This is a genomic window from Paenibacillus sp. BIHB 4019 (assembly GCF_002741035.1).
Lineage (GTDB): Bacteria > Bacillota > Bacilli > Paenibacillales > Paenibacillaceae > Pristimantibacillus.
Genome location: NZ_CP016808.1, coordinates 171,502 through 188,290 on the forward strand (window position 1 = coordinate 171,502; position 16,789 = coordinate 188,290).

The 16,789-nt window shown below is 48.3% G+C and carries 14 protein-coding genes and 2 riboswitches; of the genes, 4 read left to right on the top strand and 10 right to left on the bottom strand.

Annotated elements, in window-relative coordinates:
• Positions 1-76: 76 nt before the first annotated feature.
• The 8 genes from BBD42_RS00735 to metA form a co-directional block, all read right to left on the bottom strand.
• Entirely contained in the window at positions 77-1,459 is a 1,383-nt protein-coding gene (locus BBD42_RS00735; protein ID WP_099516584.1) for a sensor histidine kinase, read from the bottom strand.
• Positions 1,452-2,135, bottom strand: coding sequence for a response regulator transcription factor (locus tag BBD42_RS00740; RefSeq protein ID WP_099516585.1), 684 nt, complete (start codon positions 2,133-2,135; stop codon positions 1,452-1,454). Before BBD42_RS00740 ends, BBD42_RS00735 begins: the two co-directional genes overlap by 8 nt.
• A gap of 165 nt (positions 2,136-2,300) precedes the next feature.
• Positions 2,301-3,242: a putative sporulation protein YtxC gene (locus BBD42_RS00745; protein WP_172455346.1), complete on the bottom strand. Its 942-nt coding sequence runs from the start codon at positions 3,240-3,242 to the stop codon at positions 2,301-2,303.
• Positions 3,243-3,347: 105 nt separating this feature from the next.
• Positions 3,348-4,337, bottom strand: a complete 990-nt coding sequence (locus BBD42_RS00750; RefSeq protein ID WP_056039542.1) for a DMT family transporter — start codon at positions 4,335-4,337, stop codon at positions 3,348-3,350.
• Between the two features lie 132 nt (positions 4,338-4,469).
• A riboswitch (FMN riboswitch) is annotated at positions 4,470-4,618 on the bottom strand.
• Positions 4,619-4,970: 352 nt separating this feature from the next.
• Complete coding sequence (gene mqnC, locus BBD42_RS00755; protein WP_099516587.1) at positions 4,971-6,107, bottom strand: cyclic dehypoxanthinyl futalosine synthase; 1,137 nt, start codon at positions 6,105-6,107, stop codon at positions 4,971-4,973.
• A 293-nt stretch (positions 6,108-6,400) separates the two neighbouring features.
• Complete coding sequence (locus BBD42_RS00760; RefSeq protein ID WP_099516588.1) at positions 6,401-7,573, bottom strand: trans-sulfuration enzyme family protein; 1,173 nt, start codon at positions 7,571-7,573, stop codon at positions 6,401-6,403.
• A 4-nt stretch (positions 7,574-7,577) separates the two neighbouring features.
• Entirely contained in the window at positions 7,578-8,741 is a 1,164-nt protein-coding gene (locus BBD42_RS00765; RefSeq protein WP_099516589.1) for a PLP-dependent transferase, read from the bottom strand.
• Between the two features lie 26 nt (positions 8,742-8,767).
• A complete protein-coding gene (gene metA / locus BBD42_RS00770; protein WP_099516590.1) occupies positions 8,768-9,685 on the bottom strand; it encodes a homoserine O-acetyltransferase MetA in 918 nt (305 codons plus the stop codon).
• Positions 9,686-9,786: 101 nt separating this feature from the next.
• Positions 9,787-9,893: riboswitch (SAM riboswitch) on the bottom strand.
• A 387-nt stretch (positions 9,894-10,280) separates the two neighbouring features.
• Between metA and corA the strand changes: the two genes are divergently transcribed.
• On the top strand, positions 10,281-11,216 hold the full coding sequence (corA, locus tag BBD42_RS00775; RefSeq protein ID WP_056039516.1) for a magnesium/cobalt transporter CorA: 936 nt from the start codon (positions 10,281-10,283) through the stop codon (positions 11,214-11,216).
• A gap of 490 nt (positions 11,217-11,706) precedes the next feature.
• On the opposite strand, the gene BBD42_RS00785 is transcribed toward corA, so the two are convergent.
• Entirely contained in the window at positions 11,707-12,960 is a 1,254-nt protein-coding gene (locus tag BBD42_RS00785) for an MFS transporter (protein WP_237163314.1), read from the bottom strand.
• Between the two features lie 249 nt (positions 12,961-13,209).
• On the opposite strand from BBD42_RS00785, the gene BBD42_RS00790 reads away from it, so the two are divergent.
• The 3 genes from BBD42_RS00790 (at position 13,210) to BBD42_RS00800 (ending at position 16,088) form a co-directional block, all read left to right on the top strand.
• The gene (locus tag BBD42_RS00790; protein ID WP_099516592.1) at positions 13,210-14,112 is read left to right on the top strand and encodes a LysR family transcriptional regulator; all 903 of its coding nucleotides are present in this window, start codon (positions 13,210-13,212) and stop codon (positions 14,110-14,112) included.
• Between the two features lie 37 nt (positions 14,113-14,149).
• Entirely contained in the window at positions 14,150-14,959 is an 810-nt protein-coding gene (locus tag BBD42_RS00795) for a histidinol-phosphatase (RefSeq protein WP_099516593.1), read from the top strand.
• A gap of 274 nt (positions 14,960-15,233) precedes the next feature.
• Positions 15,234-16,088 (top strand): EamA family transporter, encoded by an 855-nt coding sequence (locus BBD42_RS00800; protein ID WP_099516594.1) that lies wholly within the window; start codon positions 15,234-15,236, stop codon positions 16,086-16,088.
• A gap of 141 nt (positions 16,089-16,229) precedes the next feature.
• Here the strand turns inward: BBD42_RS00800 and BBD42_RS00805 are convergent, their stop codons facing one another.
• Entirely contained in the window at positions 16,230-16,628 is a 399-nt protein-coding gene (locus BBD42_RS00805) for a DoxX family protein (RefSeq protein ID WP_099516595.1), read from the bottom strand.
• Between the last annotated feature and the right edge of the window lie 161 nt (positions 16,629-16,789).

Genomic DNA, 16,789 nt, shown 5'->3' on the forward strand with positions numbered 1-16,789 from the left:
TGTATATCTCTCCTCTCGTTGTATAACCTCCCTTATCATAACCAGTAATTTTGTACTAATTATGTACAAGGCCCTGTCAGACCTTATTGTATTTATTTGGAAGGACAAGCGGCAGCATGACGTTCATCGTCGTCCCTTTGCCCACCGCACTCTCTACCCTGATTTCTCCTCCATGGAGCTCAATAATCCGCTTGACGATCGAAAGGCCGATGCCATTTCCGCCAACTGCGCGCACGCGGGCTTGATCTATTTTATAAAAGGGTTTGAAAATATGATGAAGCTCCTCCTCCGGAATGCCAACTCCGCTGTCGGCAACCGAAACCGTCACGCTATGTTGGCTTGCAATCAGGTTAATCGAAATCATGCCCCCAGGTTCTGTGAATTTAATCGCATTGCTCAGCAGATTCGTCCAAAGCTGGCTCAGTTTATCCTCATCTGCCGAAATCACGACCGGCTCCAGGTCCAGATTGAGCTGGATGTTTTTGTTGGACCATAGCGGCTCGCTGGCAATCATGACATCTTTAAGCTGCTCATCCAAACGATATTGGCTCATATTGGGCTGAATTTGGTCATGCTCAAGCGCAGACAGCTTGAGCAAATCCTGCGTCAGCCGGGATAGGCGGTCGCTTTCCTCCTCAATAATAGTGAGCAGGCGAAGACGGCTTTCCTCATCCATTTTTTTCTGCTTAAGTGCCATTGTGAAGCCTTTAATCGAAGTAAGCGGCGATTGAATTTCATGGGAGACGTCCGAGACGAACTGCCTTCTCACCCGCTCCAGCGAATCGAGCTCCTGCGCCATCTGATTAAAGCTTGCTGTCAGCTCGCCGATCTCATCCCTGCTTTTCGTAGCGAGCCTGATGCTGAAATCGCCTTTTGCCATATTGCGCGTAGCCAAGGTTAAATGCTTCAAAGGCCGTACTATATAACGGGAGGTGACGATGACGAGTAGCGTTCCAATGAATACAACGAGAAAAAGCTGCATGCGGAAATAGCCTACAGCGAGCGTGGCAACGTCATTCGTTTCGGGCTTTATAAACAAGGCATAAGCATGTCCTTCAATTTGAAAAGGGAGCCCTACGACGAGCCGATCATATTCTTTGCCCATTCCCCCCCGGAAGACGCCGCCGTTCAGCACGCTGCGGAGATTTTCTTCATCAACGATCAGCTTATGTTTGGCAACTTTGTCGGTTTCGTGCAGCGGTCTGCCTTGTTCGTCATAAACGATAATGGTGAAAATCGGCAGAGCGGTAATGCCCCCCATTAATGTATCCAAATGGTTAGGGTAAGAGTTCTTGTAGGATTCGATTATCGTTTTGCCGCTGACGACTAAATTGTCCTGTACGTAGGAGCGAAGCTTGTGGCTAAATAGAAAATGGGTCATGAAAAAGCTTAAAAAAACGCTCGCCATGACCGATGCAACAAACATAAGAATTAAGCGGACATACAGCGATTTAATCACGGTATACCTCCAGTCGGTAGCCCAGCCCCCAGATCGTCACGATTTTAAAATCCTGATCGTACGCGGCAAAACGCTCCCTCAGACGTTTAACATGCGTATCCACCGCCCGTTCGTCGCCTTCGTAATCGTAGCCCCATATTTGCTCAATTAATGCATCGCGCTTGAACAGCTTGCCCGGATAGCTTGCCAGCAAAAACAGCAGCTCAAATTCCTTGAGCGGTATGGACTCACTTGAGCCCGTATCCTTATAGCGGATTTGATAGCTTGTTTTATCGAGCGTCACTTGGCCGAGCCTGACGATTTGCGAAATTGAAATCCGGTACCGTTTCAGCAGCGCCTTCACCCGCATGACCAGCTCCATCGGGTCAAACGGCTTCACCATATAATCGTCGGTGCCCAGCCGGAACCCTTTTATTCGCTCTGGCGCCTCCCCTTTGGCGGTAATCATCATAATCGGCTTGTCCCCCGCTTCCCGCACCCGGCGGCAAAGCTCCCAGCCATCCATCTTCGGCATCATGATGTCCAGAATAATGAGATCCACCGGCTGATTGCAAAAATAATCCCATGCATCCGCTCCGTTGCCTTGCTCTATAATATCCATGCCTTCATCCTCCAAATACAAACGGAGCAGCTGGCGGATATGCGGATCGTCATCTACTACGAGTATGGTCGTCATGCGGCTACCTTCTTCCCGATTTTAAGTACAGTTCTATGTCATAGTGTAATACACTTTTTTGTATTTTTTATGTATTGGAAGTGAAAAAAACTCGCCGTTGATCGGCGAGCCTGCAGCTAGTTTATTTGGCTAGTTCATCATGCGGATTCATATTGCTGATTTATTTTAAGGCTGGGTAACACCATCATTCCATCCCCCCATTGCGTGGGAGCACAACACACAATCACTGCACACCGACACCCGGTTGTCAAAAATCGTTTCAATCGTCCGGATAACCTGCATATCGACATGCTGCGTATGAACGACAATTTGCTTCGGTGATGCAGCAATTAGCGAGCTGATGACCATATCCTCAATGTTCATTTCCGTTTCCAGCATTTCGGCTACCAAGCGATCGGAATGCGGCTTCGGCTCAAACAATTGGAATTTGTCATTATACAAAATAAATTCATGGTTGCCTTTATGAACCAAATGGACCATGGCGACCTTCGATTGCTGCAGCCCCACAAAATATTTGAGCAGCGAAATAAACTCCTGATATTGCTTATCCAGCACATATTCATCCAAGGCATATTCCACAATATCGCCTAGCTCGTGTCGATATCCATGAAGCCTGAAGGTGGCGATACCGCCAAGGTCGAGCTGTGTATTTTCACTTAAATACAGTTCGATTTCCTCGGCCACCTTAAGCTTGCGGCGCTTTCTGTCCGCATCCAGAAACTTGGCATTCAACCCATCCAGATCGGTATCCTGCATCAGCTGGCTGCAATATTTTTCGATAACGGAGATGTCTGTGGAATGACCGCCCTGATATTTTTTCTTAATAATGCTGATAAGCATTTCCGATTCCAAATTGGTTACAACAAATTCAGCAAGCGCTTTGGCTGCGCTGTGGTACAGCATTTCTCCATGCTTATTCAGTTGAAAATAAGGCGTTGCCGACTGGCACATAATGGTGCCCGCAGGCTGCAGCTCGAACTGCACCAAACGCTCCTGCGATGCTGATTCAATATGTAGATCCTCATTCGTATATTGCGCCATTAAGGCCGCTAATCCAGCCGCCGTAGATTGAAGCTTGGAAGGCAGCGTAACGGTGAATAGTTCCATAAAAAAGCCAACCCCTTTCATTCCCCTCTGAACAGTATATGGTGCACGAAGCAACGATATACGATGAAGACATTGGGAATGAAGGGGGTTATAAATGTGCTGCATTTAAGCGGCAGCTTGTGGCTGCTGAACAGCCTGTTCATTGCTGCTGCGGCTCATAAGCCATAAGGTCAGCCAAATGAGCAGGAAGCCGCTAAGCTGCCCTAACGTCAGCGTCTGGCCAAATACGAGCCAGTTAATCAATACGCCGACGGCAGGGAAGGAAAGCTCAGCAAGCGTCGCGTATACAGCTTTAGTCGAGGAAAGCCCTTTGTAATACAGCAGCATGCTGATTAAGCCAGGGAAAAAAGCTTGAAACAATAAATTGACGGCAATGAGCGACAATTGGCTGCCCTCGGCATTGAGGCTCCATGCGTCGCCGCTTGCCAGCAAAATGACGCTGAGCAGCGGCAGCGCAAGCAGAAACCTGAGAGACGTCACAATGGAAAAGGACAATTTCTTTTGCAGCAAATATTTGCCCATGACGGTCGAGCCGCCCCACAAGGCCGCCGCAATAATCGAGAACAGGCAGCTGAGCAAAGCAAGGTCATGCAGGCCGACTAGCGGCGAGCCGAACCCGAAGGTCAGCAAATAGGTGCCTGCGAGCGCCGCCAGCAAAAAGACGAAAAACTTCCGCGGCAGCTTTTCCTTCAGCAAAACTCTGGCGAGCAAAATCGCAAATAACGGCTGGAGCTTCTGAAGCAGGAGCACCGCATTCGCGCTGCCATGCGAGAAGGCTGCGGTGAACAGCACCGTCGCTACAGCTGAGCCGCCCCAGGAAATGAACAGCAGCGCCCCGATGACGCCAATGGACAGCTTGCCGACTAATGTACGGCGGAATTTAAACAATACGGGAACTGCGTAAAAAGCGAGCAAAATATGCTCAATAAATACAATTTGTGCCGAGGTAAAGCTTTTGAGCAATAAAATTCGAAACAGCGGGTCAAGGCCCCAAAGTGTCGCGCCAAGCGCCACATACCATATCCCGTTAATGCCCGCAATGCGTGATGTTCGCCAGCCCGCTTTCTCGCTAGCCAGCTCTAATGTGTTCTGCAATTCAAAAACCTCCTGAGAAAGTTTTGAATTGAACCTTCTTTTCACTATGAAAAAGAAACAATGCCCCTGTCAGCAATCTGACAAGGGCATCATCAACAAACCTGTTAAATGATTATCATTTAACAAGCTGGTTCTGATCTTCTCCCGTCCGGACTATACCGTCGGCTCTGGATTCTCACCAGATCAGTCCCGGCTGCAAGCAGCTAGGAGTCGCGGGCTCTGGATGCTCCGAACGCATCCTTACCGCCGGTAGGGAATTGCACCCTGCCCTGAAGATTCATATTCGATTAAATCGTATTGTAACACAAAAGATTACAGTTTGAATAGTCTATTTGGTTGGAAAATTTGCATTTCCGATTAAATTTTTATTTTTCCGACCTCTTTTCTTGGTTTTCATCTATTATTCGACCCAATTTCTAACCAACCTTCATCCGTTCCTCGTCCCTTTGCTTTAACTTTGCAAGCAGAAAGTCATGCTGAATGCTGACTTCCTTAATGATGCTTCTGCCAAATGCTGCTATAGCGTCACAAAAAACGCTTGTCTACTATCTATCCTTTAACGGATAAAATAGTAGACAAGCGTTATTAACTTTAATTATTGAAAATAGCTCCGAATTAGCTGTGCACTAAAACCTAATTTTGCATTACAAAATCCTGCTCAGCCTTATCGCTTTCATTGTACATCCTTAAAATTTCATAGCGCGTATTGCGCTGCGCCGGAACTTTGCCCGCTTCGCGAATAAGCTTCAAAATCAGCTCAATGTTGACCTTATGCGTCGTACCCGCAGCGGACACTACATTTTCTTCAATCATTGTGCTGCCGAAGTCGTTGCAGCCATAGGCCAGCGAAAGTTTACCCATGTCAGGGCCCATCGTTACCCACGATGATTGCAGGTTGTCAATATTGTCGAGGAAAATGCGGCTTACCGCGACAATTTTCAAATATTCCTCCGGCTTCGCTTTCTCCATCGGCATTCTCGTATTGTCTGGCTGGAACGGCCAGGAAATAAAGGCTGTAAACCCTTCAGAGTCGTAGCCATTCGCTTTGCATTCATCTTGAACGTCACGAATGCGCAGCAAATGCAAGGCGCGCTCCTCCATCGTTTCTCCAAAGCCATAAACCATTGTAGCCGTCGTATTCATGCCATGACGATGGGCCGACTTCATCACGTCGATCCAGTCCGTATAAGAGCCCTTCTTGCGGCTGATTTTACGGCGTGTGCGGTCATCGAGGATTTCCGCGCCGCCGCCTGGCAGCGAATCCAGTCCCGCCTCATGCAGCTGGCGAACAACCTCATCCAGCGACAAGCCCTCTGATACTTCCTTCATCTTCTGTATTTCGGCAGGCGAGAAGGAGTGCATCGTAATGTCCGGGAAGCGCTGCTTGATTTCCTTCAGCAAATCCGTGTAATAAGTAAAAGGCAGATCCGGGTTCGTTCCGCCCTGCATCAAAATTTCGGTTCCGTTAACGTCAATCGTTTCTTGAATTTTGTTCATAATCGTCTCGTTATCAAGCACATAGCCCTCTTTGGAGCCTGGGGCACGATAAAAGGCGCAGAACCTGCAATAAACGTCGCACACATTCGTGTAGTTGACGTTTCTTCCTACAACGAAAGTCGTTACAGGCTCGGGATGCTTGCGCAGCATAATTTCGTTTGCCACTTTACCCATTTTCTCAATCTCGTCGGATTCGAACATAATAATACATTCTTCCAAGCTGATTCGTTCACCCCGCAGGGCCTTATCCAATATCTGGTCCAACGTTGCCATTACGCAAGACCTCCTTATCTATAGCTGTAGTTTTGATGTTGCGCTTTTTTTCACAAACTAATGAAGTATAGATTAATTTTATCATACTAAGCACTAATTCGTCATCTTTCGTTTACAGGCCATTACAGCCGCCGAGGTGAAACGGCTTTCGCCGTCCTCTGGCGGCGCGGCGCGTTTCATTCCGAGAAATATAGAGAAAGGATGGGAAAATCCTATCCTTCCCTATATTTTAAAAAGGAAAAACACGGCTTGTCAGTAATGACAGCCGTCTTTTCCTCCACTTTACGAGGTAGTTAGCCGCGCAAAGCCTGATCCAAATCTGCGAGTAAATCGTCGATATGCTCAAGGCCTACCGAATAACGGACAAGACCGTCCGTAATGCCGCGTTCATGGCGCACTTCCTTCGGCATTGCCGCATGCGACATCATCGCCGGATACGATAAAATGCTTTCTACGCCGCCTAGGCTGACAGCTACAAGCGGCAGCTTCACACGGCCAAGCATTGCTTTCGCCCGCTCGCCGCTGCCCACATCAAAGGACACGACTGCGCCATAGGCGGAGCATTGCTGTTCATGAACCTCACGGCCCGGATGATCGGCCAGGCCAGGATAATAAACCTTCGTCACTTCTGGATGGTCATTCAGCCATTCCGCCAGCTTGCGCGCGCTGCGCTCGCTATGCTCCATGCGCGCTTGCAGCGTCTTAATGCCGCGCATAAGCAGCCAGCACTCATGGGCGCTCAGCACGGCGCCGAGGCCATTTTGCAGCTGATACAGCCTGCGTCCCAGTTCTGGATCAGCCGTTACAGCAAGGCCCGCAAGCACGTCGCTATGCCCGCTCAGAAACTTAGTCGCGCTGTGCACGACTATATCTACGCCAAGCTCTAGCGGACGTTGGTAATAAGGCGTCATAAACGTATTGTCCAAAATCGTCAGCAGGTTATGCTCCTTCGCCCACGAAGCCACCTCCGATATGTTGGTGATTTTCAGCGTCGGGTTGGAAGGGGTCTCCATAAATACCGCCTTCGTATTCGCTTTATAGGCCGCTTTAACAGCTGCAAAATCCGTCATATCGACAAACGTCGTTTCCATGCCTAAACGGTTCAGCACTGTCGTAAGCAGACGGTATGTACCTCCGTACACATCCTCTGTCACAATTACATGGTCGCCCGCCGACAGCAGCAGGAACGTCGTTGAAATCGCCGCCATTCCCGATGCAAAGGCAAAACCGCGAGTACCGCCCTCCAGCAGCGCAATTTGATCCTCCAGCGCCTGCCTTGTCGGATTGCCGGACCGGCTATAATCGTAAGGCGGATTTTGCGTCAAATCGCTCTGATGGAACGTAGATGCCTGAAAAATCGGGGTACTGGATGCACCCGTCTGCTCATCAAATGATCCTTCAAAATGCAGCAATTTCGTTGCAAAATGACGCTTGGCATATTCCTCTTTGTTATGTCTGTCGCTCATGCTGCTATACCTCCCCAATCTCTTGCTTAGCTGCGGCAAGCGCCTGCTCCAAATCGGCAATCAGGTCATCTGCATGCTCAATGCCAACGGAGAAGCGAAGCAACTTATCATCAACGCCGACAGCACGGCGAATTTCTTCAGGAATATCGGCATGCGTCTGCACAGCCGGATAAGTCATCAGCGATTCAACGCCGCCCAGGCTCTCAGCGAATGCAATCAACTGGATATGGCGCAGAATGGGTTCAATGTAACGGGCATTCTTCACGCGGAAGGAGAAAATGCCGGTATTGCCCGACGATTGGCGGTTTTGCACCTCATGTCCGGGATGATGCGGCAAAGCTGGATAATAAACCTCTTCAATAGAAGGATGCTCCAGCAAGTAGTTGGCGATTTTAGTTGCATTATACTCATGACGCTCCATTCGCAGCGCTAATGTTTTCATGCCGCGCATTAACAGCCATGAGTCCTGCGGTCCGAGAACGGCGCCAATGGAGTTATGCAAAAACGCCATTTCCTGCGACAGCTCTTGTCCCTTCGTCACAATAAGGCCAGCGAGCACATCATTGTGGCCGCCCAAATACTTAGTCGCGCTGTGGACAACGACGTCTGCCCCCAGCTCAATTGGACGCTGGAAAAACGGCGTCAGCAGCGTATTGTCTACAATTGTCAGCAGTCCTTTGGACTTCGCCCATGAAGCGACACGCTTGATGTCGGTAATCATCATTAACGGATTGGTTGGCGTCTCGATTAGAACCGCCTTCGTATTCGGTGTACACAGCTCGCTCATCGCATCAATATCGTTCGTATCCACGTAGGATGCTGTAACGCCATATCTCGACATAATCTTCTCTAGCAGACGGTAAGTCCCGCCGTACAGATCAAGAGATACAATCAAATGATCGCCTTGGTGGAACAGGCCGAATACCGTTTGCAAAGCGGCCATGCCTGAGCTGCATGCGAAACCAGCATCGCCAGATTCAAGCTTGGCAGCTGCCTCTTCCAATACGGCACGGGTTGGGCTTTTTGTACGAGCGTAGTCAAAGCCTGTGCTTTGTCCAAGCTTCGGATGGCGGAATGCCGTCGCCTGATACACGGGGAAGCTTACGGCTCCGGTTTCCGTATCCTTTTGCGAACCAATTTGCGCTAATTCACTTTCGATTTTCAACATGGGCTATTGCTCCTTCTATTATATAGTTAGATGTTTGCTCCCAAATCAAATGGCGTCTGCTGGTACACATAATAGTTGAGCCAATTCGAGAAAAGCAGATTCGCATGCGCCCTCCACGAGGAGTACGGTATCGCTTCCGGGTTATCACCCGGGAAATAGTTTTTCGGCAATGCAATGTCGAGCCCTTTCGCCTTGTCGCGGTCATACTCGTTTTTCAGCGAGAAGGGATCATATTCCGAATGCCCGCTGACAAAAATTTGACGGCCATCCTTGGAAGCGACAATGTAAACGCCCGATTCCGACGATTCCGACAAAATTTCCAGACGTTCAACCTTCTCTATATCTTCACGGCGCACTTCCGTATGACGGGATTGCGGCACGAGGAACGCTTCATCAAAGCCGCGAAGCAGCTTGACATTCTGTTTCTCAATCGTATGATGAAACACGCCGAAAATTTTATCATCCAATTCATATTTCGGAACGCCATAATGATGGTAAAGCCCTGCCTGTGAGGCCCAACATATATGGAAGGTCGAAGTAACCCGCCGTGCGCTCCAGTCCATAATGTCCTTCAGTTCCTCCCAATAATTCACGTTTTCAAAATCAAGATGCTCGACAGGAGCGCCTGTAATGATTAAGCCATCGTAAAATTCATGGGAAATTTCGTCGAACGTTTTGTAAAAAGCATGCAGATGCTCGTAGGACGTATTTTTAGACGTATGCGTCTTCGGACGAAGCAGCACAACCTCCACCTGCAGCGGCGTGTTGCCGATCAAGCGAAGCAGCTGGGTTTCCGTCGTTTCTTTCTCAGGCATTAAGTTCAAAATCGCTATACGCAGCGGACGAATATCCTGATGATAAGCAACGCTTTCGTCCATAACGAAAATGTTCTCACTGTTTAATATTTCTTTGGCTGGCAAATGGTCGGGAACTTTAATTGGCATGCAGAATCACTCCTTTAATGAGATTATCAGCATTCCCAAATATAAAAAGACCCTTTCTGTCGAGAGAAAAGGTCGTTTGCTCAAAAAATAAGCGTTCGCCTCTCTCATCTCTCAGAAACATCGAAATGTCTCCGCAAGAATTAGCACCGTGCTTACGCCGGTTGCCGGGCTTCATCGGGCTAGTCCCTCCGCCTGCTCTTGATAAGAAAGTAGTTCTATTCAATTATGGAATTGCTGCTTATAAGCCTACTTTAATGGATTCGGGCATGCGCGTCAAGCCTGTGAACTGCATATAGTATCGAAGGCTGATCTTTCGGCTGCATTTACGGTTTTTTCGCTTGAATGTAAAGCTGCTGCGGGAGTATACTAGACAAGGATTGAAACGCTGAGTGAAAATATTGGTGTTTTTTATCCAAAAATTCACATGATAAAGGAGTGCATACGGACATGGAAGGCGACCGACCAAGGCCTGAACACAACCGAATATGGCGGCTGCCCAGCCACTGCGTAATGCGCCCTGTTTTTCTATAATTAACAGTGCTCTGTGCAAGCGGCAAAGGCGGCCTCCTGTCCATTTCAGAGAGGAGATGCACAGATGAAAATCCGTCTGGTTAACAACGGCTTGTTTACCCCTATTGAAGATATTGCTGATACGCTCATTCCATCGCCGGAGGGCTTTTATTGGATTGATGCCGATGTGGAGGATTTGGCTGTATTGCAGCCGCTGTTCCACATGCATGACCTCGCGGTAGAGGATTGCCTCACCGAGGAGGAGCAGCGTCCAAAAATCGAAATTTATGAAAGCCATTATTTTATCGTTATTAACAGCATTCGTTTTGATGATGAGGAAATTTTCCTGCGCGCGCTGAACATTTTTCTCGGCCGCCATTATATTATTACCGTTACGAAGCAAAAGATTAATGAACTGCGCTCCCTGAAGCCTGTCCTGTGGGAGCAGGAAGTCAGCCGCCCCGATTATTTTTTATACAATCTCGTCGATATCGTCGTCGATAACTACTTCCTCGTTGCGGATCGAATTGATACGCGGATCGAAACGCTCGAAGAAGATATACTGATGCACACGAAAAAATCGCACCTGAACGAAATTATCGGCTTGCGCGGTGAAATTTTGTGGCTCAAGAAGGTGCTTGGCCCGCAGAAGGACGTTATCGCTACGCTGAACAAACGCGATCTTAAGCTGATTGATGATCAGCTGCAAAAATATTTTAGCGATATTTATGAAAATGCCGTCAAAATCGCCGAGACATTCGATACGTTCCGCGAGCTGATGGGCAACTTGCGAGAAGCTTACCAATCCAGTATATCGGCGCGAGCCAATGAAATTATGCGCGTGTTTACCGCGATGACGACGATATTCATGCCGCTGACCTTCATAACCGGTATTTACGGAATGAACTTCGACTTTATACCCGGCCTGCACATGCGAGGCGGATCGTATATTTTGCTCGGCATTATGCTTGCGCTGGGCTTTGGGATGTTTTTTATTTTCCGCAAAAAGGAATGGTTGTGACCGTAGGGTACAACCATATAAATGCTATTAAGACCTTGTCGTAGAAGCCTGATGGAAAAGATCCGTCGCTGCGTAAAAAGTTTGGATTCCGGTCGCTGTTGCCTCTGCATTTTTCTGAATAATACCGCGCTGCGGTAAAAATGCAGATGCAAAGGCGAACGCTGCGCTCCTCCATCTCAAACCTTTTACTCCGCTCGCCTTTTCCATCAGGCTTCTACTTTTTTACGGCTTAAAAGCTTTTATTTGCTTTTGTTCCGGTTATTTATGGAGTGCATTTGCTTTTTTTACATAGGCTCATGGCCAACCTCGATTACAAAGCCATCGTACAAACACCATTTTTATGCTTTAAACTCCCTCCTGCTATGGAAAAATCATCGTGTCATGAATGTGTACTTAACTTTAGTTCTATAAAAGTTAGAACTGTTTGAAAATAAAACGCGAAGCCCGGCGGCCACTCCTCATCCTTGGATTAGCGCCGGGCTTCGTATGTTCACGCTTCAGCTGCCCCATCATCCCCTGCCAGCGCCTCTGCTCTGCCCTTCGTCAAATTGACGAACATAAGCAGCACAATGCCGATGACGAATAACGCAATTAGCGAGAGGATGGCAATACGGGTAGAGCCTGTAACCGTCGCGACCACCGAGAACAGCAGCGGCCCTACGACGGAGGAAAACTTGCTGGACAGCGAGAGAAAGCCAAAAAATTCACCCGACTTGGACGGCGGCACCATACCCGAATAAATGGAGCGGGAAATGGCCTGGCTGCCGCCCTGCACGACGCCAACCATAATCGCGAGCAAATAAAAATGCAGCGAAGTTGTCATAAAATAACCTAAAATGACAATAACGACATAGAACCATAACGACACATATAACAGCTTTTTCGAGCCAAAACGCGCGGCCAGTCTGCCAAATACAATCGTGCACGGAAAACCGACAAACTGCGTAATTAATAGCGCCTTGATCATATCATCCGTATTAATGCCGATCCCTTGGCCATAAATCGTTGCCATGATAACAACCGTATTAATGCCATCGTTGAAAAATAAAAACGAAGCCATATATTTAAGCAGCTCCGGATATCGCTTAAGTGTCCGCAGCGTCCCGCGCAATCTCGTGAACCCTTTGCCAAGAGCTGTGCCAAAGCCAACTTTGACTTTTTTCACAGGCTCCTTGACCGAACGAAGCAGCGGAAGCGAGAACACCAACCACCAGATGCCAACCGTAATAAACACCATTTGGGTCGCGAAGGTTTTGGTAGGAAAACCGAACAGCTCGAAATTTTGAATCATTAAAATATTAACGAGCAGCAGCAAGCCGCCGCCCATGTAGCCATAAGCGTAACCCTGGGCGCTCACGACATCTCTGCGCTCCATCGGCACGCCATCTGCCAGCAGCGCATCATAGAAGGTATTTCCTCCTGCAAACCCCATTGTTCCAATTATGAGCAGGATAGAGGCGAGCAGCCAGTCCCCTTCGCCAACAAAAGCCATCGCTGCACAGGATGCGGCTCCCATTAGCATAAACATCGTTAAAAATTTGATTTTGGAGCCCATATAATCGGCAACTGCGCCCAAAATAGGCGACAGCACCGCTACGAACAGCATCGCAATGCTTTGGGTGTATCCCCAATAGGCTTCCGCCTTCGTACCTGATAAATTAGACGCTGCCACACCTGAATAAAATATGGGCATGACAGTCGCCATCATCGTCGTCGCAAACGCCGAATTGGCCCAGTCGTACATGAGCCAGCCTCTTATTGCTTTCCTGTCCAGTCGTAACGCCTCCCTAAATATGTACCTTCGTCCAACACACTTCGACAACGCCACTTCATATCCTCTTTAAATAATACGTAAAGCTTCTTCTCCTTTTTGCCGTCGTGCCGGATTTGCTTTATAATAGTAAGCAAAGCTATCACGAGGAAAGGCATCTACGCCTGCAAGCCTATTTCAATAAGCGTGTAATCGCTTCATTTAACCTGGAGGGGGATTGTAGTGAATATTAGCCAACTTGAAACACTCCTCACCATTTCCAAAACGATGAGCTTCCGCAAGGCGGGCGAGCTGCTAAATTTGACTCAGCCTGCTGTATCCGCACAAGTCAAAACGCTTGAAGAGGAATTCAAGACGGTTCTGATTGATCGCAATCAGCCTGTGACCCTCACCGACCATGGACAAGTTTTTCTGGAGCATGCCGAGAAAATTTTGCTTATTGTTGAAGAGCTTAAAGCTAAGCTTTCAGACCTCAATACGACGCCTCAAGGCCATATTTTGCTCGGGACGACCTCTTCCATTGCGATTCAAATTTTGCCGCGGGTGTTATCCTACTTTCAAGACCAGTTTCCGCTGATCAAAACAACGATTCATACGATGCCATCATCGCAGGTGACCGCAAGCGTCGAAAATGGCACAATTGACATTGGTATTTCTTATTTATTTGAGAAAAATCCAAACCTGCACTCGTCCACTCTTTATTACGATACGTTTGAGCTTGTTGTATCTCCGGAGCATCCGCTGAGCGATTTGAAGCATACTACCGTAGAGGCACTCAAGGATATTCCTATGATCATGCTTGCACCTGACACACTAGGACGGCGCTTCGTGGACAAAATTTTTCGCCAGTACAACATTCAGCCGAACATTATGATGGAGCTTTCGAGCAGCGAAGAGGTTAAGCGCATGGTTGAAATTAATCTTGGCGCCGCCGTCGTCTCCAAGCTGTCCATTGCCGAGGAGCTGCGGCGGGGCTCGCTCAAGATGATTAAGGTGAATGAACTCGAAATCAGCCATCCGGTCGGCGTCGTCTACAAGTCCGGGAGATATTTAAATACGGCGATGCAGCAGTTTTTAAGCGATCTCAAGGGCATGCCGGAGCATCAATTTATTAGCAGCGAATAAACTGACAGCGCATTTTCAACTCAAGGAGGAAACAGCTATGAAATTTGATCTGCACACCCATCACGAACGTTGCGGCCATGCCGACGGAATGATTGAAGACTACATTATTGCCGCTTTGGACAGAGGTTTGCAGGCCATCGGCATTTCTGATCATTCGCCTTATTTCGGTCACAAGGACGACCGTCCTTTTCCCGGCATCGCCATGGCTCAATCCGAATTTGACAACTACATAAAGGAAGTACTCGAGCTTAAAGCAAAATATGAGGGGCGCATTGAAGTACTGCTTGGCATGGAGTCAGACTTTTTCCCTGAACGGCTTCCTGCTTATCGCGACGCCTATGAAGGCGTACCATTCGACTACATTATCGGCTCTGTCCATCAAGTAAGCGGAGTGAGCATTTTTAATCGCAATCGCTGGGAAAAGTTGACCGAGAAGCAGCAATTTGAGGATAAGCGCCGTTATTATGATTTGATCAGCCAATCGGCGCGCAGCGGCATGTTTGATGTGCTGGGACATATAGATGCAATGAAAGGTTATTACCCTGCTTTTTCGGATATTAAAGCCGATGCCGAAATTGATGATACGCTCCGCGTCATTGCCGAAAACGACGTTTCAATTGAAATTAATACGTCCGGCAGCACAAAATATGTAGGCGGCTGGTATCCGTCCGATGAAATTTTGGAGCGTGCCCATCATTTCGGCGTTAATGTGACCTTCGGCTCCGACGCTCACGTTCCAGCAAGGGTCGGGGATGATTGGGATCGCGTCAGCAAGCGCCTCAAGGAAATTGGCTTCAAAAAATGGGTGTTCTACCGCCAGCGCAAGCAGATCATCGTACCGCTATAAGCTGTCTGCTTATGGAATCTGCACAAATTCATGCTGCTTTGCTGTTTATCAGCAGAGCAGCCTCTTTTTTTGTATGGAGAACGTATGCGGAATGCCGCCATCGAACCAATGGACAAAAAAAGTGGACCTGCACCGAGCGCAGGTCCGAATTCGATATATTAAAAGGGGGTCTTGTTTATTATAATAACCGAGTATTGTAATAGGGGTATAACAGAATCATTTCATTTGTGTAACAAATGCAACAATACCGCAAACAATCAGGGAGTTGAACATCATGTGGCTAACGGTTGCCATCTCTAGCGCCATTTTATTCGGATTAGCCGGCTGGTGGATGAAAAAAAGCCAGATGAGCGGCGGTACGACCTCGGCGCTGCTGCTTGGGCTTTACGCCTCTGGTACAGCCGGGTTTGGCGTGCATGCCGCGTTTGAGGGATCGCTCGCTTCGTTAGCCGATTACCGAATCTGGATTGCAGGAGCAATCATTGGTGCAGGCTCGGCCATCGGCAACGCGGTCTTTATGAAGGCGCTGGACTATGGTCCGGCAAGCCTGACCTCTCCACTGACAAATATGAACATCGTGCTCGTCGTTGCATTAGGCACGCTTGTATATAAGGAACCTTTGCATTTTACGCAAGCTTGCGGCATTTTGCTGCTGCTGCTTTCCGTTGTACTCATTTCTTATAAAAAACAGGTACAAGCCGCTCCTGCCCAAAAACAGTGGTTTTTCTATGTTGGCGCTGCGGTCGCCTTCTTCACCTTCCGCAATGGCGGGCTCAAGGTGACGGAGGAATGGGGATTATCCAGCGCGCCGATTTTATTCGTGGGCTATTTGCTGTCTTTTCTATGGTTCGCCTTGTTGAGCAAAGAAAAAAACAGCAGCAACCGCAAGCCCGCCTATCGGACAGGCTTGCTTTACGGACTGCTCGCTGGCCTCTTCTCCTACGCCGGACTCCAGCTTTATGCAACTGCGCTGGCAACGGGGCCCGCTAATCTAGCCGCGCCGATCTTCGCCACGAACAGCCTCGTCGTCGCGGCAGGCGCCATCCTGATTTACAAGGAAAAACTAAATGCCGCCCAGTGGGCGGCATTCGCATGCATGATGATCGGGCTTGTTGTCATCCGCTTATAGCGGCTGGCAGCAAGCTTTTTTTAAATATAGGAAGTTTATGGTTTCGCCATACTTTCTCTATATTTCTCGGACTGAAACGCGCTACGCCGCCAAAAGACGGCGACAGCCGTTTCACCTTGCAATACAGAACTGCTTCTTCCCTTATTTAAGCAAGGCGTCGATGGACAATTCTCCTGCACCGGTCAAAGCAACACCGACAAATACGGCGATAAGCACCAGATTATATTCATAGCCGTTCTGTGTTGACCACAGCCCATTTACGCCATGCACCTTCACAATCGCCATAATCATTGGGATGATCAGCAGCACCGCGCCAACCCATGTCCACAGGCCTGCTGCAAACAACAAGCCGCCTACCGCTTCGCTTAATCCTGCTGCCAATGCCATCAGTACGCCTGGCTTAACGCCTATCGAATCCAGCCATCCCCCAGTTCCTTTCAGACCATAGCCACCGAACCATCCAAACAGCTTCTGCGCTCCATGACCAACCATCAACAAGCCTAATACTACCCGAATAATCAATAATCCTGTGTCCAACATTTTAACCTCACCCTTCGTCTTTTGTTTGTTTTCACAGCTGCAACACTTGCTCGCTGCGTTTCATGTACCCATCTTAATATATAAACTAACTTTTGTAAAGTATATATTTAAAATAAAGTTAATTGGCGATTTGGTGTTTATATGCACTTACTTTTCCAAAG